The sequence below is a fragment of the Mesorhizobium tianshanense genome, from assembly GCF_007830515.1.
GTDB classification, from domain to species: Bacteria; Pseudomonadota; Alphaproteobacteria; order Rhizobiales; family Rhizobiaceae; genus Mesorhizobium; species Mesorhizobium tianshanense.
Genome location: NZ_VLKT01000010.1, coordinates 115,254 through 132,056, shown reverse-complemented (window position 1 = coordinate 132,056; position 16,803 = coordinate 115,254). Strand labels below are relative to the sequence as shown.

19 protein-coding genes are annotated in these 16,803 nt (G+C 62.6%); 13 read left to right on the top strand and 6 right to left on the bottom strand.

The genetic code is table 11. The annotated features are described in order from the left end of the window. The first annotated feature begins 193 nt into the window (after positions 1 to 193). The 7 genes from IQ26_RS10320 to IQ26_RS10290 all read left to right on the top strand — a co-directional run bounded on the left by IQ26_RS10320 (position 194) and on the right by IQ26_RS10290 (position 5,623). Entirely contained in the window at positions 194 to 1,228 is a 1,035-nt protein-coding gene (locus tag IQ26_RS10320; protein WP_145716519.1) for a cysteine synthase A, read from the top strand. Beyond that, positions 1,228 to 1,971, top strand: coding sequence for an alanyl-tRNA editing protein (locus IQ26_RS10315; protein ID WP_145716517.1), 744 nt, complete (start codon positions 1,228 to 1,230; stop codon positions 1,969 to 1,971). Before IQ26_RS10320 ends, IQ26_RS10315 begins: the two co-directional genes overlap by 1 nt. Before the next feature lie 36 nt (positions 1,972 to 2,007). Continuing rightward, a complete protein-coding gene (gene sseA / locus IQ26_RS10310) occupies positions 2,008 to 2,859 on the top strand; it encodes a 3-mercaptopyruvate sulfurtransferase (RefSeq protein ID WP_145716515.1) in 852 nt (283 codons plus the stop codon). A 5-nt stretch (positions 2,860 to 2,864) separates the two neighbouring features. Continuing rightward, the gene (locus tag IQ26_RS10305) at positions 2,865 to 3,428 is read left to right on the top strand and encodes a GNAT family N-acetyltransferase (RefSeq protein WP_145716513.1); all 564 of its coding nucleotides are present in this window, start codon (positions 2,865 to 2,867) and stop codon (positions 3,426 to 3,428) included. Between the two features lie 100 nt (positions 3,429 to 3,528). Next, entirely contained in the window at positions 3,529 to 4,086 is a 558-nt protein-coding gene (locus IQ26_RS10300) for an OmpA family protein (RefSeq protein WP_145716510.1), read from the top strand. Between the two features lie 186 nt (positions 4,087 to 4,272). After that, a complete protein-coding gene (gene dapB, locus IQ26_RS10295) occupies positions 4,273 to 5,079 on the top strand; it encodes a 4-hydroxy-tetrahydrodipicolinate reductase (RefSeq protein WP_145716508.1) in 807 nt (268 codons plus the stop codon). A gap of 76 nt (positions 5,080 to 5,155) precedes the next feature. Continuing rightward, positions 5,156 to 5,623, top strand: coding sequence for a DUF1203 domain-containing protein (locus IQ26_RS10290; protein ID WP_145716506.1), 468 nt, complete (start codon positions 5,156 to 5,158; stop codon positions 5,621 to 5,623). Between the two features lie 234 nt (positions 5,624 to 5,857). Here the strand turns inward: IQ26_RS10290 and IQ26_RS10285 are convergent, their stop codons facing one another. Then, on the bottom strand, positions 5,858 to 7,156 hold the full coding sequence (locus IQ26_RS10285) for an outer membrane protein (protein ID WP_145716504.1): 1,299 nt from the start codon (positions 7,154 to 7,156) through the stop codon (positions 5,858 to 5,860). Between the two features lie 201 nt (positions 7,157 to 7,357). Beyond that, the gene (gene ald / locus IQ26_RS10280; protein ID WP_145716502.1) at positions 7,358 to 8,473 is read right to left on the bottom strand and encodes an alanine dehydrogenase; all 1,116 of its coding nucleotides are present in this window, start codon (positions 8,471 to 8,473) and stop codon (positions 7,358 to 7,360) included. Positions 8,474 to 8,629: 156 nt separating this feature from the next. Here ald and IQ26_RS10275 point away from each other — a divergent pair, with 156 nt between their 5' ends. Next, positions 8,630 to 9,103, top strand: a complete 474-nt coding sequence (locus IQ26_RS10275; protein WP_023675099.1) for an Lrp/AsnC family transcriptional regulator — start codon at positions 8,630 to 8,632, stop codon at positions 9,101 to 9,103. 106 nt (positions 9,104 to 9,209) lie between these two features. Here IQ26_RS10275 and IQ26_RS10270 read toward each other — a convergent pair whose 3' ends face one another. After that, complete coding sequence (locus IQ26_RS10270; RefSeq protein WP_162457918.1) at positions 9,210 to 9,812, bottom strand: 5-formyltetrahydrofolate cyclo-ligase; 603 nt, start codon at positions 9,810 to 9,812, stop codon at positions 9,210 to 9,212. A gap of 268 nt (positions 9,813 to 10,080) precedes the next feature. Here IQ26_RS10270 and IQ26_RS10265 point away from each other — a divergent pair, with 268 nt between their 5' ends. Then, positions 10,081 to 11,346, top strand: a complete 1,266-nt coding sequence (locus IQ26_RS10265; RefSeq protein WP_145716498.1) for an NAD(P)/FAD-dependent oxidoreductase — start codon at positions 10,081 to 10,083, stop codon at positions 11,344 to 11,346. Between the two features lie 96 nt (positions 11,347 to 11,442). Here the strand turns inward: IQ26_RS10265 and IQ26_RS10260 are convergent, their stop codons facing one another. Both IQ26_RS10260 and IQ26_RS10255 read right to left on the bottom strand, forming a co-directional pair. Beyond that, positions 11,443 to 12,435, bottom strand: coding sequence for a glycerophosphodiester phosphodiesterase family protein (locus IQ26_RS10260; RefSeq protein WP_145716494.1), 993 nt, complete (start codon positions 12,433 to 12,435; stop codon positions 11,443 to 11,445). A 105-nt stretch (positions 12,436 to 12,540) separates the two neighbouring features. Then, the gene (locus tag IQ26_RS10255) at positions 12,541 to 13,797 is read right to left on the bottom strand and encodes an SAM-dependent methyltransferase (protein ID WP_145716490.1); all 1,257 of its coding nucleotides are present in this window, start codon (positions 13,795 to 13,797) and stop codon (positions 12,541 to 12,543) included. A 370-nt stretch (positions 13,798 to 14,167) separates the two neighbouring features. Here IQ26_RS10255 and IQ26_RS41055 point away from each other — a divergent pair, with 370 nt between their 5' ends. Both IQ26_RS41055 and IQ26_RS10250 read left to right on the top strand, forming a co-directional pair. Next, positions 14,168 to 14,302 (top strand): hypothetical protein, encoded by a 135-nt coding sequence (locus IQ26_RS41055; protein ID WP_276316413.1) that lies wholly within the window; start codon positions 14,168 to 14,170, stop codon positions 14,300 to 14,302. A 99-nt stretch (positions 14,303 to 14,401) separates the two neighbouring features. After that, complete coding sequence (locus tag IQ26_RS10250) at positions 14,402 to 14,692, top strand: Dabb family protein (protein WP_145716486.1); 291 nt, start codon at positions 14,402 to 14,404, stop codon at positions 14,690 to 14,692. A 35-nt stretch (positions 14,693 to 14,727) separates the two neighbouring features. Here IQ26_RS10250 and IQ26_RS41050 read toward each other — a convergent pair whose 3' ends face one another. Further along, a complete protein-coding gene (locus IQ26_RS41050) occupies positions 14,728 to 14,853 on the bottom strand; it encodes a hypothetical protein (RefSeq protein ID WP_276316412.1) in 126 nt (41 codons plus the stop codon). 141 nt (positions 14,854 to 14,994) lie between these two features. Between IQ26_RS41050 and IQ26_RS10245 the strand changes: the two genes are divergently transcribed. Next, positions 14,995 to 15,903, top strand: coding sequence for a VOC family protein (locus tag IQ26_RS10245; RefSeq protein ID WP_145716482.1), 909 nt, complete (start codon positions 14,995 to 14,997; stop codon positions 15,901 to 15,903). After that, complete coding sequence (gene kdsA / locus IQ26_RS10240) at positions 15,900 to 16,730, top strand: 3-deoxy-8-phosphooctulonate synthase (protein WP_145716479.1); 831 nt, start codon at positions 15,900 to 15,902, stop codon at positions 16,728 to 16,730. Before IQ26_RS10245 ends, kdsA begins: the two co-directional genes overlap by 4 nt. Positions 16,731 to 16,803: the final 73 nt, after the last annotated feature.

Here is a 16,803-nt window from a genome sequence, read left to right as displayed (position 1 = left end):
TTAGCTGTGCTCTACCGATGAAGAAATCGAATGAAAAGAGTACTTTTCAGCGCAAGCATCCAAATGAATGCCGGAACGCGACATCTGTTTCGGGAATTGCGATCCCAGAAATGCCGCTGGACCAGACAAATTCTAGCCTTGAAACCGAAGCTTCGGGTTTCTAGGGTTTGGCCGCACGCATAAAGGAATCTCCATGCCCCGTTCTGTGATCGACGCGATCGGCAACACGCCCTTGATCCGCCTCAACAAAGCCTCGGAAGAAACCGGCTGCGAGATCCTGGGCAAGGCCGAATTCATGAATCCGGGCCAGTCGGTCAAGGATCGCGCCGGGCTGTTCATCATTCGCGACGCCGAGCAGCGCGGGCTCTTGAGGCCGGGCGGCGTTATCGTCGAGGGGACGGCCGGCAACACCGGCATCGGATTGACGCTGGTCGCCAAGGCGCTCGGCTACCGCACCGTGATCGTTATTCCCGACACGCAGAGCCAGGAGAAGAAGGACACGATCAAATTGCTCGGCGCAGAACTGATCGAGGTTCCGGCGGTACCCTACAAGAACCCCAACAATTATGTGAAACTATCCGGCCGCCTGGCCGAGCAGATGGCGCGGTCCGAACCGAACGGCGCGATCTGGGCCAATCAGTTCGACAATGTCGCCAACCGTGACGGCCATACCCGCACCACGGCGGAAGAAATCTGGGCCCAGACCGGCGGCAAGGTCGACGGTTTCGTCTCGGCGGTCGGCTCCGGCGGAACGCTGGCCGGCGTCGCCTTCGGGCTGAAGGCCAGGAGCAGGAACGTCAAGATCGCGCTCGCCGATCCGCTGGGTGCGGCGCTCTACAGTTTCTACACCAGCGGTGAGCTGAAATCCGAGGGCAGCTCGATCACCGAAGGCATCGGGCAGGGGCGGATCACCGCCAATCTGGAAGGATTCACGCCGGATTTCTCCTTCCAGATTCCGGACGAGGATGCACTGCCGATCATCTTCGACCTGATCCAGGAGGAGGGCCTGTGCGTTGGCGGCTCGACCGGCATCAACATTGCCGGCGCGATCCGGCTGGCGCGAGAACTGGGTCCCGGCCACACCATCGTCACCGTGCTTTGCGACTACGGCACGCGCTATCAGTCGAAACTGTTCAACCCGGAATTCCTGCGCCAAAAGAAGCTGCCGGTGCCAGGCTGGATGGAACAACGGAGCACAATTTCGGTGCCGTTTGAAAAGGTCGCGTGATGGTGCACAAGACGGAAGCGCTGTTTCGCGACGACGCCTATCTCAGGACGGCTGACGCCATGGTTGTCGCTGTCAACGATCGTGGCGGCATCATTCTGGACCGGACGATCTTCTATGCCACGTCGGGCGGACAGCCGGGCGATACGGGCACCCTCGAACGCCCCGACGGCAGCTTGATCGCTGTTGCCGCCACCATCACCGGCGAGACTAAGGACGAGATCATCCATGTGCCGCCGCCCGAGCAGTCGGCCCCGGTCGTGGGCGAGCGGGTCAAGCTCGCCGTCGACTGGCAGCGTCGGCATCTGCTGATGCGCATGCACACAGCCTGCCATTTGCTCACCGTCGTCTGCCCGTTCCCGATCACTGGTGCCGCGGTTTCCGAGGACGACAGCCGTATCGATTTCGACATACCGGATGCCAGCTTCACCAAGGAAGGCGTGACGGCCAGGCTGATGGAACTGGTGCGGGCCGACCACCGGGTCTTCACCCGGCTGATCACCGACGAGGAACTGGCGGCCAATCCGGGACTGGTGAAATCCAAGAACGTTCGGCCGCCCGTCGGCACGGGCAAGATCCGCCTGGTCTGCATTGGTGAGAATGCTTCGATCGACAGCCAGCCTTGTGGCGGCACCCATGTGAAGAGCACTGGCGAGGTCGGCGAGATCCATGTCGGCAAGATCGAGAAGAAGGGCCGCGAGAACCGACGCTTCCGAATACGCTTTGGACCGATGCCGGCGGCCTGATAGATAAAGCTTCGCCTAGCAGGCAGGAGAAAAAGAATGGCCGAAGACAGTCCTTTCACCATCGATGCGGATTGGCTGCAGAAGCGTCTTGGCGAACCCGGCCTGACGATCGTCGACGCGTCCTGGTATCTGCCGGCACAAAAGCGCGACGCACGCGCCGAGTATGACGCGGCGCACATTCCGGGTGCGCGGTTCCTCGATCAGGATGCGATCTCGGATCCCGATTCCCCACTGCCGCACACGCTGCCGTCGCCGCAGCATTTCGCCCAGTATGTCGGCGCGATGGGCATCTCGGCCGACGACACCATCGTTGTCTATGATGGTCCGGGGTTCTTCTCGGCGCCGCGCGCGTGGTGGATGTTCCGTGTCATGGGCGTGTTCCAGGTCTACATATTGGATGGCGGCTTCGATCGCTGGAAAGCGGCGGGACGGCCGGTGACGGCGGAGCCGACGAAGATCGCGCCTTGCGTTTTTCATGCCGACTTCGATGCCGCTCGCGTCGCCAGCCTTGCCGACATGCGCCGGATCGTCGGGACGAGGGAAAGCCAGGTCGCCGACGCCCGGTCTGCCGGCCGTTTTGCCGGTACCGAGCCGGAACCTCGCGCGGGCATTCGCTCAGGCCATATGCCTGGCGCGCGCAATGTGCCGTCATCGGTGCTTGCTGAAAACGGCGAGCTGTTGTCGAAAGACCGCTTGCGCAAAGTGATCGAGGACGCTGGCATCGACCTGTCCAAACCGGTCGTCACCTCGTGCGGTTCAGGCATTACGGCGGCCGCGATCACGCTGGCGCTCGAGACGCTTGGCCATGCCGACAACAAGCTCTACGACGGCTCATGGACGGAATGGGCTGGGCTTTCCGATACGCCCGTCGTGACGGGCAAGGACTGACGGTGATGGAGAACGGAGCGCTGGAAGACATCGAGGTCACGGTGACGTTTCTCGAAATGCATGTGCCGCCGGCCTATTCGCCGCCGGTGCCCTACAACCGCCAGATCGCGCTGCTGAAGACCAAGGACATTCCGCTGCATTTCTACCGCTACCTGATGGACCGGGTGGGCCGCAAATGGCACTGGGTCAATGTGCTGAGGCTGAGCGACGAGGAGCTTTCCGCGGGCGTCCACCGCGAGGACCGTGACATCAGGGTGCTGTATCTCGATGGCGCGCCGGCCGGCTTCTTCGACCTCAAGCCGCATCTGCCGGAGGAAGTGGAACTCGCCTATTTCGGCATGATGGAGCACGCGACCGGGCAAGGCATCGGCCGCTGGTTCCTGGGTGCGGCGATCGCCGCCGCCTGGTCGCACGGTCCAAGGCGAGTGACGGTGCAGACCTGCACGCTTGATCATCCGGCGGCATTGCCGCTCTACCAGAAACTCGGCTTTGAGCCGGTGGCGCAAAAGAAGGAGATCGTGCATCCAATGGCTTTCGCCGAGCGCGCCGCCAGCGTCATGCGGCCGTGATTTTTCCCGAAAGCTGAACCTTTCGTTCATCAAAGTTTCAGCTTGTCTTTGCCATCTTGCCGGCACCATCAATGGGCTGAGGCCTCGAAGGAGAAAAGACATGCTGACCCGACGCACATTTGCCGCTGCGGTTATTGCGGCACTCGCCATGCCGACGCTTGCCGCCGCCCAGGCGACCACGCCGTCGGCCGCGACGATCGAGCGCCAGCTCGAGGCGGCGCCCCGGGTGAAGCTGCGTCCCAATCAGCGCGTCACCATCCGCGAATTCAAGAGGCGGCCGGACCTGCGGCGCATGGCCCGCTCGATCGATATCCAGTCGATCAATTTCGCCTTCGGCTCGGCGGCGATTTCCAGCTCGCAATACGACAAGATCGAAAACATCGCCGATGCGCTTCAGCGCATCCTGCGGCGTGACCGCGGCGCCCGCGTGCTGATCGAGGGCCATACTGACGCGGTCGGCTCCTTCCAGTCGAACCAGATCCTGTCCGAACAGCGCGCCGCCTCGCTGAAGCGCACCCTGGTGCGCGAATTTGGCGTGCCGCGTTATGCGCTGGAAACCGTCGGCTACGGCGAGGAATTCCTGCTGGTGCAGACGCAGAACGAGAACTGGCGCAATCGCCGGGTGACGCTCCGCCGCTTCGACGACTTCATCCGCTGAGCCTGTCCGAACCCGCATTGGGCGCCATCTGAAGGCGTCTTCTGCGCTTCCGGTGGTCACGGCCTGATTTCGGCACAGGCCCAGTCCCGGCAGTCTGGATCAACACTCAAAAGACAGCCCGGATTGAATGAGCAGGGCTCTTTCCATATCGCTGGCCTTTTCAAGGCGCGATTGGAGAACCAGGCGATGACAATACGGGTGGTGATGGCCGGTGCGACCGGCTGGGTCGGCAAGGCGCTGGTTCCGGCGATCGGAGCGCAAGGCGACATGGCGTTGGCCGGGGCTGTGTCACGCAGCGGCGCGGGGCAGGATTCCGGCCTGCTGGTTGGTATGCCGGCCAATGGCGTCACCGTTTCCGCCTCGCTGGCCGAGGCCCTGAAGGTGCCGTCGGATGTGCTGGTCGACTACACCAAGCCGCACGTGGTGAAGGACCATGCGCTGCTTGCCATCGAAAAGGGGCGGCATGTGGTGATCGGCACATCGGGGCTCGGGGCCGCCGACTATGCCGAGATTGATGCTGCGGCGCGCGCCAACAACGTCGGCGTCATTGCGGCCGGCAATTTTTCGATCACCGCCACGCTGATGAAGCGCTTTGCCCTGATGGCAGCGAAATACGTGCCGGATGTCGAGGTCATCGACTATGCCAGCGCCAAGAAGCCCGACGCGCCGTCCGGCACTGCGCGCGAGCTTGCCGAAGCGCTGGCCGACGTTCGCAAGGCTTCGACCGCGCGGCCGGTCTCGGAGGTCTCCGGTGTACCGGGAACGCGCGGTGCGGCGGTCGGCATGGGCGAGGGGGTTCAGGTGCATGCGCTTCGCCTGCCATCCTACATCCTGTCCTGCGAGGCGCTGTTCGGCCTGCCCGACGAGCGGCTGACCATTCGCCACGACGCCGGCTCGTCCGCTGCTCCTTACGTGGCGGGTACGCTGCTTGCCATCCGGCGGGTGCAGGAGGTCACCGGGCTGGTGCGAGGCCTCGACGCGCTGATGGACTGATAGACTCGGCAGGAATCGGGTGGGAAGCGGTGGCGCAGCGGCGTAATTTCCGGTCGACGATACCGGAGATTTTGCCATGACCATCCAGTTCAAAGCCTTGCCCACGGAAAATGTGAGAGCCTTGCAGCGCGGCGGGCCGGACGCCTATGGCCTGATACCAGAGCGGAAAATATCCGACGGAGACGGCGTGCCCTGCCGCCATTGCCTGAAGAACGTGGCCGCTGGAGAAGCCTATCTCATCCTGGCCCACCGGCCATTCCCGGAATTGCAGCCCTATGCCGAGACCGGGCCTATCTTTCTGCACGCCGAGGAATGCGAGCGCGCCGCCGAAGCCGAGGTGCTTCCCGAGATGCTCGAAAGCACCGACTATATCGTGCGCGGCTACGGCAAGGACGACCGCATCGTCTATGGCAGCGGCGGCGTCATCCCGACGGGCGCTATCGCGGCGCGGGCGGAAACCTTGTTCGAGCGCGGCGACATCGCCTATGTGCATGTCCGCTCGGCTCGCAACAATTGCTACCAGTGCCGGATCGAGCGCGCCTGACGATCCGGGCGGCATTCGTCGCAGCTGTCGTACGCTTGTCGCAATGATGCGTTACGGAATAATCGTCGATCGATTTGCCGACCGCGGATGAACCGGCGGGAAGTCTCGATATCAGAGGAAGCGGGGCTTTGGCTCCGCTTTTTTGTTGCCCGGATTTCCAGCGCCGTACCTTTTCCGAACAAAGAAAAAGCCCGCCGGAATGACCGGCGGGCTTTGACTGTTGTCTGGACGGTTCTAGTTGAACTTGTACTTCGCACCGATACGAACGGTGTGGAACGAAGGCGTGGAGGTGAGGCTGTCGTCCGGCGCTCCGATTTCCGACGAAAAATCCTTCTCGGAGAACTGCGAATAGCGGTACTCGAGGCCGACGGTCACGTTGCTGGACATGGCCGTTTCCAGACCACCACCCACCGAGAAGCCGCTGGAGTCCCAATCGAGGATATCGCCGATGGGTGAAGATGCATTCAGATCGAAGTGCTGCCAGCTGTAGCCGCCGAGCACGTAGGCGAGGGTTGACTCGTTGACTTTCATACCGACACGGCCAAGCACATCGAAACCGTAATCAGTATCCAGGTTAATGGATCCGCCCGGAACTTTCAGCTCCGAAGTCATGCCGGAGTAGCGAGCGTCAACCATGACACCTGCCACCCAGTTGCCGAAATCATGGTCGTAGCCGACGTTCAATTCGCCAAATACGCCTTCGCCGCCGAGCCCGTTGAACTCGAGGCCAGCCGGAGGAACGTCGATCTGATGCACCGACGCACCCGCACCGACGGCACCGCCGACGTAGAAGCCTGTCCAGTTGTAGGCAGGGGCTTCAAAGGAGGCGACGCCGCCATTCTGGGCGCCAAAGCGATAGTTGGCCGCAACCTGGAACGTATGCCGCGACGTGTCGAGCTCGAGGGTGCCATCCGGCGCACCGAGATCGGCAAGAAGATCATCCTTGGTGCCGAAGCGGGTGTAGCGATATTCGGTTTTGATGGTCCAATTGCTGTTGACGGCCGTTTCAACGCCAGCGCCGACGAAGTAGCCGCTCTGGTCCCAATCGAAATCAAAACCTGCGTTCGTGTCGAGTTTGTATTTCTGCCAGGAATAGCCGCCGAGCACGTAGCCCAAGGTGTTTGGCGTGAAGAGGTAACCAGCCCGCAAACCAGCGTCGAAGCCGTAGGTCTCCTGGACCGAAGCATCCAATCCAGCAACGTCGAGCGTGGTTTCAATGTTGCCGACATGGGCGTCCAGAAGTCCGCCGATCAGGAAGCGCGGCGACACCATATAGTCGTACCCAACGGTCAGTTCACCGTAAACGCCTTCACCACCAATGCCATTCAGCGAGAAGCCAGGAAGGAAATCACCGCTGAGTTCGTGGACATTGGCCCCGGCGCCAACGCCAAAGCCGACATAGATGCCGCTCCAGTTGAAGCCCGATGTCTCGACGACCGGCACGACCGCGTCGGCGGCATGGGAAGCCGACCCGAGCGCCAGAACGGAAACTGCGCCAAGAAGAAGAGATTTTGCGAATACTTTGATGGTCATTAGCCCCTACCTTATTAAAACCCGATATGCTCCTAGCATCGGCTCACGGCGGTGGCTGTAACAAAAAAGCCACAGAAAAGGCATATTGCACGCAAAACGCGCAAAGCCGTTCAACCGACCGTAATCCGTGAAATTGCCTGTAGAAAAGTGGGCCGCCGAGGGTGTCGGCGGCTCTGTCGGCAGAAGGATCAGCGGCGGGGTTCAGGCGGCGAGAACGGCCTTCGGCTCGACCAGCTCATAGCCGAGTGCTTCGGCCACCGCGCGGTTGGTGATCTTGCCCTTGTGGACATTGAGGCCGTTGCGCAGATGATGATCGTCGACCAGCGCCTTCAGGCCCTTGTCGGCAAGCTGCAGGCCGTAATACAGCGTCGCGTTGTTGAGCGCGTGGGCCGAAGTGACCGGCACCGCGCCCGGCATATTGGCGACGCAATAGTGGATGACGCCGTCGACCTCATAGGTCGGCTCGGCATGAGTCGTGGCGTGCGAAGTCTCGAAGCAGCCGCCCTGGTCAATGGCGACGTCGACCAGCACGGCGCCTTTCTTCATGCCCGACAGCATTTCGCGGGTAACGAGTTTCGGCGCGGCGGCACCCGGGATCAGCACGGCACCGACGACGATGTCAGCCGAAAAACATTCCTCTTCCAGCGCCTCGACAGTCGAGTAGCGGGTGTGGGCGCGGCCGCCGAAGATATCGTCGAGCTGGCGCAGGCGAGGGATCGAGCGGTCGATGATGGTGACGTCCGCGCCAAGGCCGGCCGCCATCCGGGCGGCATGCAGGCCGACGACGCCGCCGCCGAGCACCGTGACCTTGCCGGGCAGCACGCCGGGCACGCCGCCGAGCAGCACGCCACGACCGCCATTGGCCTTCTGCAGGGCGGTGGCGCCGGCCTGGATCGACAGGCGTCCGGCGACTTCCGACATCGGCGCCAGCAGCGGCAGGCCGCCGCGGTCATCGGTGACCGTCTCGTAGGCGATGGCCGTCACGCCGGAGGCCAGCAAGCCCTTGGTCTGCTCCGGATCCGGAGCGAGATGGAGATAGGTGTAGAGGATCTGGCCGTCGCGGAGCTGGACCCATTCCTCGGGCTGCGGCTCCTTGACCTTGACGATCATGTCGGACTTGGCGAACACATCGGCGGCCGTCTTGGCGATGGTGGCGCCGGCGGCACGATAGGCGTTGTCGTCGGCGCCGATGCCGGCACCGGCTCCCGCCTCGACCAGCACTTCGTGGCCATGCGCGACATATTCGCGGACCGAGCCCGGCGTCAGGCCGACGCGGTACTCATGATTCTTTATTTCCCGGGGGCAGCCGACGCGCATTTTCTTCTCCTGATCCGGCCCTGCTGGGCACGTTCCCTCTTTAGAGGTAGTGAACCACGAATCGTTGCGTAAGTGTTTGCGAATACGCTTGCGTAGGAGCGCGCGGCTCGATAATCGTTGCGAAAAATAGCCGGATTGTCGCAGGAATCCCGAAAAATGCCGCTCGACAGGATTGATATCGCCATTCTCGAAACATTGCAGAAGGATGGGCGGATACCCAATGCGGCGCTTGCCGAGAAAGTCGGCCTGTCGCAGTCGGCCTGCTCACGGCGGCTGGACAATCTGGAGAAATCCGGAACCATCCGCGGCTACCACGCCCGGCTTTCCAACGCGGCCCTTGGCCACCAGATGACGGCGATCGTGCATATATCGCTGTCGGGGCAATTCGAGAAGACGCTGTCGGATTTCGAGGCAGCAATAAAGCGCTGCCCGAATGTCCTGTCCTGCCACCTGATGTCGGGTGAATACGACTATATCCTGCGCATCGCGGCAAAGGACCTCGTCGACTACGAGCGCATCCACAAGGAGTGGCTGTCGGCAATGCCGCATGTGACGAAGATCAATTCGTCCTTCGCCTTGCGCGAGATCGTCGACCGCACGGCCGTGGGGATGAAACCGGAACTTGCCTAATGCATGTGGCGCAAAAGTGTGCAGCGGTTTTGCGATAACGACATGCATAAAAACAAGAACTTAAAGCGCGTCGCATGAATCCTTTAAGGGATTCATGCGACGCGCTTTAGGCCTTGAAGGCCTCTGTCACCACTTGGTCCATCGGGATGTCATGCGGCTGCGGGTAGATGGTGGCGATGCGCTGCAATTCGTAGCCGACACCGATGACCAGCGGCTTGAACGGCATCGCCGCCAGCGTGCGGTCGAAGAAGCCGCCGCCATAGCCTAGGCGAAACTGTCCCGGGTCGATGCCGACGATGGGCGAAATGACGGTGTCGGGCAGCACCGGATCGCCTTCGGCTGGGATCGGGATATTCCAGACGCCTTTCTCCAGCCGGTCGCCCGGTGCGTAGGCGCGGAAGATTAGCGGCCGGCCTTTCTCGACGACAACAGGCAGTGCGGTACGGCCGCCGCGCTTATTGATGGAAGCCATCCAAGGGCGCAAATCCGGCTCGCCGCGGAACGGCCAGTAGAGGCTGACCATGCGGCCGGCGTTGTCGCCGATCACCGCGTCGAGGCTTTCGGCGATGCGCTGCGACATTGCCGTTCGCGCGTCAGCCGAGACAGCGAGGCGGGCCGCAATCAGCCGCTCGCGCTCGGCCTTGCGCCAACGTTTCACGTCGGTCCAGTCGGATAGGGGCGCCCGGAATTCCGGGTCGAGCTCGTGCATGAAGCAAGGCGGCGAGGAATATTGCCCCGGACCGTCGTCGTCATGATCGCTATCCAAGTTCCACTCCTGTCGTCTGTTTCGATGAAATTATACGCGGCGGCAGGATAGGGCATGTACATTCGCGACATCTTAGGCCGGGCAGTCGGCAAAGTCGGATATTGTTGCGGTGCACAAAAATACCTATACCAGCCTTGGCGAAATTGCTCTCCAGCCTGCTGTTCCGGCCAGCCTGCTGTTCCGGCCAACCTGCTCTCCCGGAGTGAATGAGATGAACGAACCCAGCCATCATGTCGTCGTCGTCGGGGCGGGGTTTGGGGGTCTCGAATTCACCCGCGCGCTCGTCGGCGCGCCGGTGCGCATCACCATGATCGACAAGCGCAACCACCATCTCTTTCAGCCGCTGCTCTACCAGGTGGCGACTACGGCGCTCGCCACCTCGGAAGTCGCCTGGCCGATCCGCCATCTCCTGCGCAAGCGCAAGGACGTGACGACGCTGCTCGCCACCGTCAACGGCGTCGACCGCGCCGGCAAACGCGTGCTGCTCGAGGATGGCGGCGCGGTCGCCTATGAAACGCTGCTGCTGGCTACCGGCGCCCGCCATGCCTATTTCGGCCACGACGAATGGGAGCCTTTCGCGCCGGGGCTGAAGACGCTGGAGGACGCCACCACCATTCGACGGCGCATTCTGCTCGCCTTCGAGCTGGCCGAGCGGGAGACGGATCCCGCCAAGCGCCAGGCGCTGCTGACACTGGCGATCGTCGGCGGCGGACCGACCGGCGTGGAACTGGCCGGTACCATTGTCGAACTGGCGCACGTCACGCTGCGCCGCGAATTCCGCAACATCGATACGCGACAGACGCGTGTGGTGCTGATTGAGGCCGGCGACCGCATCCTTCCCAATTTCGCGCCGAAACTCTCCGACTATGCCAAGAAGGCGCTCGAGCGGCTTGGCGTCACGGTCGAACTCGGCCGGCCCGTTACACGCTGCGATGCCGAAGGCGTCGTCTTCGGTGAAACGCACCTGCCGGCCAGGACAATCCTGTGGGCGGCGGGGGTCGCCGCTTCGCCGGCCGCCGAATGGCTGGGGGCGGCGGCGGATCGCGCGGGCAGGGTGCTGGTCGAGCCCGACCTGACCGTGCCGGGGAGCCCGGAGATTTTCGTCATCGGTGACGCTGCACACGCCCTGCGGCCCGATGGCCGGATGGTGCCCGGCGTAGCACCCGCCGCCAAGCAGCAGGGTTGGCATGTCGCAGCGACGATCAAGGCCCGGCTTGTCGGCGATGCAACCCCGCGTCCTTTCCGCTACAAGCATGACGGCGATCTGGCGACGATCGGCAAGCGCGCCGCCGCTATCGATTTCGGCTGGATCAAGCTCACGGGGTGGCCGGCCTGGTGGCTGTGGGGTCTCGCGCACATCTACTTCCTGATCGGCTTCCGTAACCGGCTTGCGGTTTCGCTGAGCTGGCTATGGATCTACGTGACAGGTCAGCGCAGCGCGCGGCTGATCACCCAGGGCGACGACGACAAGAGCTGACGTTTGCCAAGTACCGCATCACGCTTTGAAAGCGCGCTTTTGCGAAAGCGAGGTTTTGCGCGTCGATTTGAAACCGCAGCGCGGTATCCGTCGCCTTCACGCAGACGGGCCAAAACGCCGCTTGATCACCGGCATGACAAGGTCCAGCGCATCCGTGGAAATGCCGCCGGAATAGCCGTCAGGCAACTGGTCGATCAGTTCGGGATCGTCGAGCCCTTGCGAAAAGCCGCTGCCGGCATAGGGACCGAGCAGGTAGATGCGGGTGTCGACGCTATCCATCCGGTCCAGAAAACGGTCTGGCCAGCCCCATAGCCATCGGGCGACGTTGATCGGGATGAGCAGGGTGTCTCGCCGGCACGCCTCCGGAACGTAGCCGCTCCAGCCGAGCGCTGCATAGCGCAGGATGCATCGGGTCAGCGACGCGCGGCTCAGCGTATGCATGTCCGGCAGCGCCGCCTTGACCGCCGCGACCGGCCTGTCGCCGCCATAGACTGTCAGGCTGGCACGCTCGGCTGGCACCAGCGTGGCGAGCCAGGCGGCCAGCGCCTCGCCTTCCCCTGGGTCGTTGCTCTTGATGTTGATGTTGAAACGGCGGTTGGGGAAGCGCTGCAGGACCTCGTCCAGTGACGGCATCATGCCGATCCCCTTGCCGCGAAACGGGAAGGTCTTGCCGCCATCCGCCGTGTACCCATAGCCCACATCGAGCGTCCTCAACTCGGACATGGCATGGGCGCGCGTTTCTCCCTTGCCTTCGGTGCGGCAATCCAGCGTCCAGTCGTGGAAGACCGCGAACTTGCCGTCCGTGGTCGGGTGGACGTCGAGTTCGAGCGCGTCCGCTCCAAGTGCGAAGGCGGCTTCCATCGAGGGAATCGTGTTTTCAAGGAAAGGATGGCGGGGCGGCAGCATGCGCTCGGCCGTGCAGGTGTCGGAACCGAGATCCTTGCGGTCGAAATCCTGCGCCAAGCCGCGATGCGCAAGCACGGCCGGGGTGCCGGCTGGACGGCTCGACAGCAGCGAGCTGTTGTTGAGCCAGATGCCGCCCGCAGCGACAACAACAATGGCAATGAGGGGGATTGTCCGTTTGCGCATGATGTGATTCCGATCCTTGCGCCGCATCTTGCGTCGGGATCGGACTTTTTCACGGCAATCGCCCAATGATGCGATGGCCCAAATCAGGGCGATGACGTCGCCGGCCTAGGCCCTGTAAACCACTTGGCGGACATCGATGTAGCTGGCGCGAAAGCCGGCTTCGCAATAATGCAGGTAAAACTCCCAGAGCTTCTTGAAGCGGTCGTCGAAACCGAGAGGGACGATTTTTTCCCATGACGCCCAGAAGCGCTCGCGCCATTCGGCGAGCGTGCGCGCATAGTCGTCCGGGAAAATGCGCTCGCGCAGATGAGCAAGGCCATGGTCTTTGCCCAGCGTCTTCAGGATCGACGGCGTCGGCAGCATGCCGCCCGGGAAGACATAGCGCTGGATGAAATCCGGCCGGGCGCGATAGGTGTCGTAGGCTTTCTCGTTGATGGTGATGATCTGCAGGCCTGCAGTGCCGCCAGGCCGCAGGCAATCCTTCATCTTGCCGAAAAACACCGGCCAGTACTTTTCGCCGACCGCCTCGAACATCTCGATCGAGGCGATGCGGTCGTAGGATCCGATTTCGTCGCGGTAGTCTTGCAGCTTGATGTCGACCTTGTCGGCAAGACCGGCCTTCTGGACGCGCGCTCTGGCGAAATCATGCTGCTCGCGGCTGATGGTCAATCCGGTGACGCGGCAGCCGAACTCGCGCGCGGCGAACTCGGCAAAGCCGCCCCAGCCGCAACCGATTTCCAGCACGTGGTCTTTCGCGCCGATGCCCGTGTCCTTGGCCAGCGCGCGATACTTGGCGGCTTGCGCGCTTTCCAGATCGTTGGCGCCGGTCGTATAGAGCGCCGACGAATAGGTCATGCTCGGATCCAGCCATTCCTTGTAAAAGGCGTTGCCGAGATCGTAATGCGCCGAAATGTTGCGCTTCGAACCGGTGCGGGTGTTTTGGTTGAACCAGTGGCGGGCACGCTGGACGGCGTTGATCAGCCAACTGGCGCCGCCGGCGATGCGCTCTCCGATTTCCGAATTGACCACGAAAAGTTCCAGGAAACTGGTCACATCGGGACTGTCCCAATCGCCGTCCATGTAGGATTCGGCGATGCCGATGGTGCCGCCTGTGAAGGCGCGGCCGGGCAAGCGCCAGTTCTTGAGCACCAGTTCGGCGTCCGGACCCGGCGCCTTCCCGCCGACGAGGACGGCGCGGCCGTCCGGCATCCTCACCTTGAGCGAGCCACGCGGCAGGTTCATCGCCGCCGACAACACCATGCGCGCCTTGGCCGGCAGGCCTTTGACGGTTTCGGCGAAATTGAATTCGTCTAGCCTGACCGCGTCGCCCGACGCAATGTCGGCATGTTCATTGTAACCCATGTCACGCCCCCGGACCTCTGCGGAGTCGGCGCGAAAATGGCCGGTTTCCGCACTCTCGCGCAGTTCATTCGCCGGGTTCGACGCTCTCTGGTCCAGATAGCTCACCGTTCGGTACGGCGGGCCCGAACGAAAGTACACCCTTTGACCAGAGCTACGGCACTTCCCGGTGAACCCCGCCGCCAATCTTCCACGTCATCGATCCGAACTTCAAGAGGCAAGGCGGGAACTGGCTGGGCCAAGCGTCGGCCTGCGGCCTTCGACGACTTCACAACGTCAAGGCAAGCAGACCGAGCAGAAAGATTTCGGGGGAGGGCGCTGGTCAACGCGGAATCACTATGGTTGCAGCCGCTCCCATGCGATAGTTTTAGCCATGCGTTATGTTATCGTCATCTGCGCCGTCACGTTCTTCCTGATCTGGGACGGACTCTACAATCAGGGCAGCTATCTCGACACCACCGTCAGGGAGATAACGCGCATCGTGCGCTACATCACCAGCCTGGTGTAGCTTTCTTTTCCCCGCACGTTGTCGGCGCGACATCGTGCCGGTTGACGCGACCGTTTTGCCCACACAAAACACGTTTGCATATCGATCGAGGAGGCTGGATTGATCCGGCATATCGTTTTTTTCAGCGCGCGGCACAAAGCGGATGTCGAGGCCGTACGCACGGGCTTGCTGGCGCTGGGCGACATTCCCCATTCCCGTTTTTTCGAAGTGACGCTCAACACCAAGGTCGACCCGCTTTCGAACGAAATCGACGTCGTCGTCTATGCCGAGTTTGAGGATGATGCCGCTCTGGCCGCCTACAAGGCGCATCCGCTCTATGCCGAGACGACCAGCCAGGTCAAACCGCTGCGCGAATTGCGATATTCGGCGGATATTGTGGCGGCGACCTGAAGAGAAATCGCCGAAGCGGGAGCAACGTGCTTCCCTTACTCCGTCTGGGCGGCAGTCGGCTCGGTCGGATCGGCGCCCGGCCGCTTGGGCGCGTTCCAGACCAGCATGGCAAGAACAGCTATCGCGACGACCGCGGCCGCTATGAACAGGATATTCCTCATTTGGATGACGTAGGTTGGTTTCCGGCAGCTGCAAGTATTCTGGAGCCCCGCGTAGCAGGCTTCGCGATCGGCCGTATTGATCCTTGCGGCGTCGGGCGAGGCTCTTGAACCAACGTCCGGAATGATGCACACCGCGCCGGCATGACCGAGACAATGCTAGCAGGCCCACATTCGCCAGGCGCTTATCCGCTTGACCATCTTGTGCTGCCGACCGCGAGCCTCGACGTGGCGCGGGCGCGGCTCGATTCGCTTGGCTTTGTCGTGGCGCCGACCGGCATCCATCCTTTCGGAACGGAAAACTGCTGCGTCTTCCTTGAAGACGGCACCTATCTCGAGCCGCTGGCGGTGGGCAACGCGCAAGCGGCGGCGAAAGCGATCGCGGACGGCAACGTCTTCGTCGCGCGCGATCATACCTACCGCGGCAAGCGTGGCAGTGAGGGTTTTTCCGCCCTGGTGCTGGGTACCGGGAACGCGGAAGCCGATCACGCGCGCTATGTCGAAACCGGCCTGTCGGCCGGAGACATGCTGAGCTTTTCGCGCGCCGTCACCGACGCGGCGGGAAAGAGCGACACGGCATCGTTCAAACTGGCCTTTGCCTCCGGCGCTGGGGCGACGGACGCATTCCTGTTCGCCTGCGAGCGGATCAATGCGCCGAAAGTGGACCGCGCCGCGTTGCAAATCCACGCCAATGGCGCGACCGGCATCATCGAAGTCGTGGCGGTCAGCGACGAGCCCTCCGAACAGCGCCGACTGATTTCAATCGCGGCGCGCAGTCCCGCCGCCGGGCAGGGGAGCAGCATCGCGTTTGGCCTGTTGAACGCAACCTTGACCCTGCTTGACCCCGTCGCTTTCGAAAAGCGCTTCGGCATGGCTGCCGGTGCGCCGTCGGAACTCTGCTTCGCGGCGATAGTCTTTTCGGTTCGCCGCGCAGACGCCGTTGCAAAGCTGCTTGCAGCCCGTTCCGTCGAACACGACATACGCGGCAATGATATTGTCGTGCGGCCGGCATCCGGGCAGGGTGCGGCCTTCATTTTCCGGGAGATCGCATGAGCAAGCCCAATTCCTCCGTCACTGTCGGCAACGTCGTCTTCGGCAACACCGCGCCGATGTCGCTGATTGCCGGCCCGTGCCAGCTTGAATCGCGCCAGCACGCCTTCGACATGGCTGGCGCGCTGAAGGAATTGACTGAGAAGCTGGGGCTGGGTCTCGTCTACAAGACCAGCTACGACAAGGCCAACCGCACCTCGCTTGGCGGCACGCGCGGCGCCGGGCTCGATGCGGCGCTGCCCGTGTTCGACGATCTGCGCAAGGCGTTTTCGCTGCCGATCCTGACCGATGTCCATACCGAGGAACAGTGCGCGGTCGTGGCGCCGCATGTCGATATCCTGCAGATTCCGGCTTTCCTCAGCCGCCAGACCGATCTGCTGATCGCGGCGGCACGAACCGGCAAGGTCGTCAATGTGAAGAAAGGCCAGTTCCTCGCACCGTGGGACATGAAGAACGTCGTCGCCAAGATCACCGGTTCCGGCAACGCCAATGTGCTGGTCACCGAACGCGGCGCATCCTTCGGCTACAACACGCTGGTATCCGATATGCGCGCTCTGCCGATCATGGCCGAGATCGGCGCGCCGGTGATTTTCGACGCTACGCATTCGGTGCAGCAGCCGGGCGGGCAGGGCGGCTCCACGGGTGGCGATCGGCGCTTCGTAGAGACGCTGGCGCGCGCCGCAGTGGCGGTCGGTGTCGCCGGCGTCTTCATCGAGACGCATCAGGATCCCGACAATGCCCCCTCCGACGGCCCCAACATGGTGCCGCTGAAGGATCTTCCGCCATTGCTGGAAAGGTTGATGGCGTTCGACCGCGTCGCCAAGGGCTGAACATACCCCAGGCCCGGGTCGGCGTCGAAAAGTCTGGAACTTTCATCCGCGCCTCTCATTGTCAATGCATAGC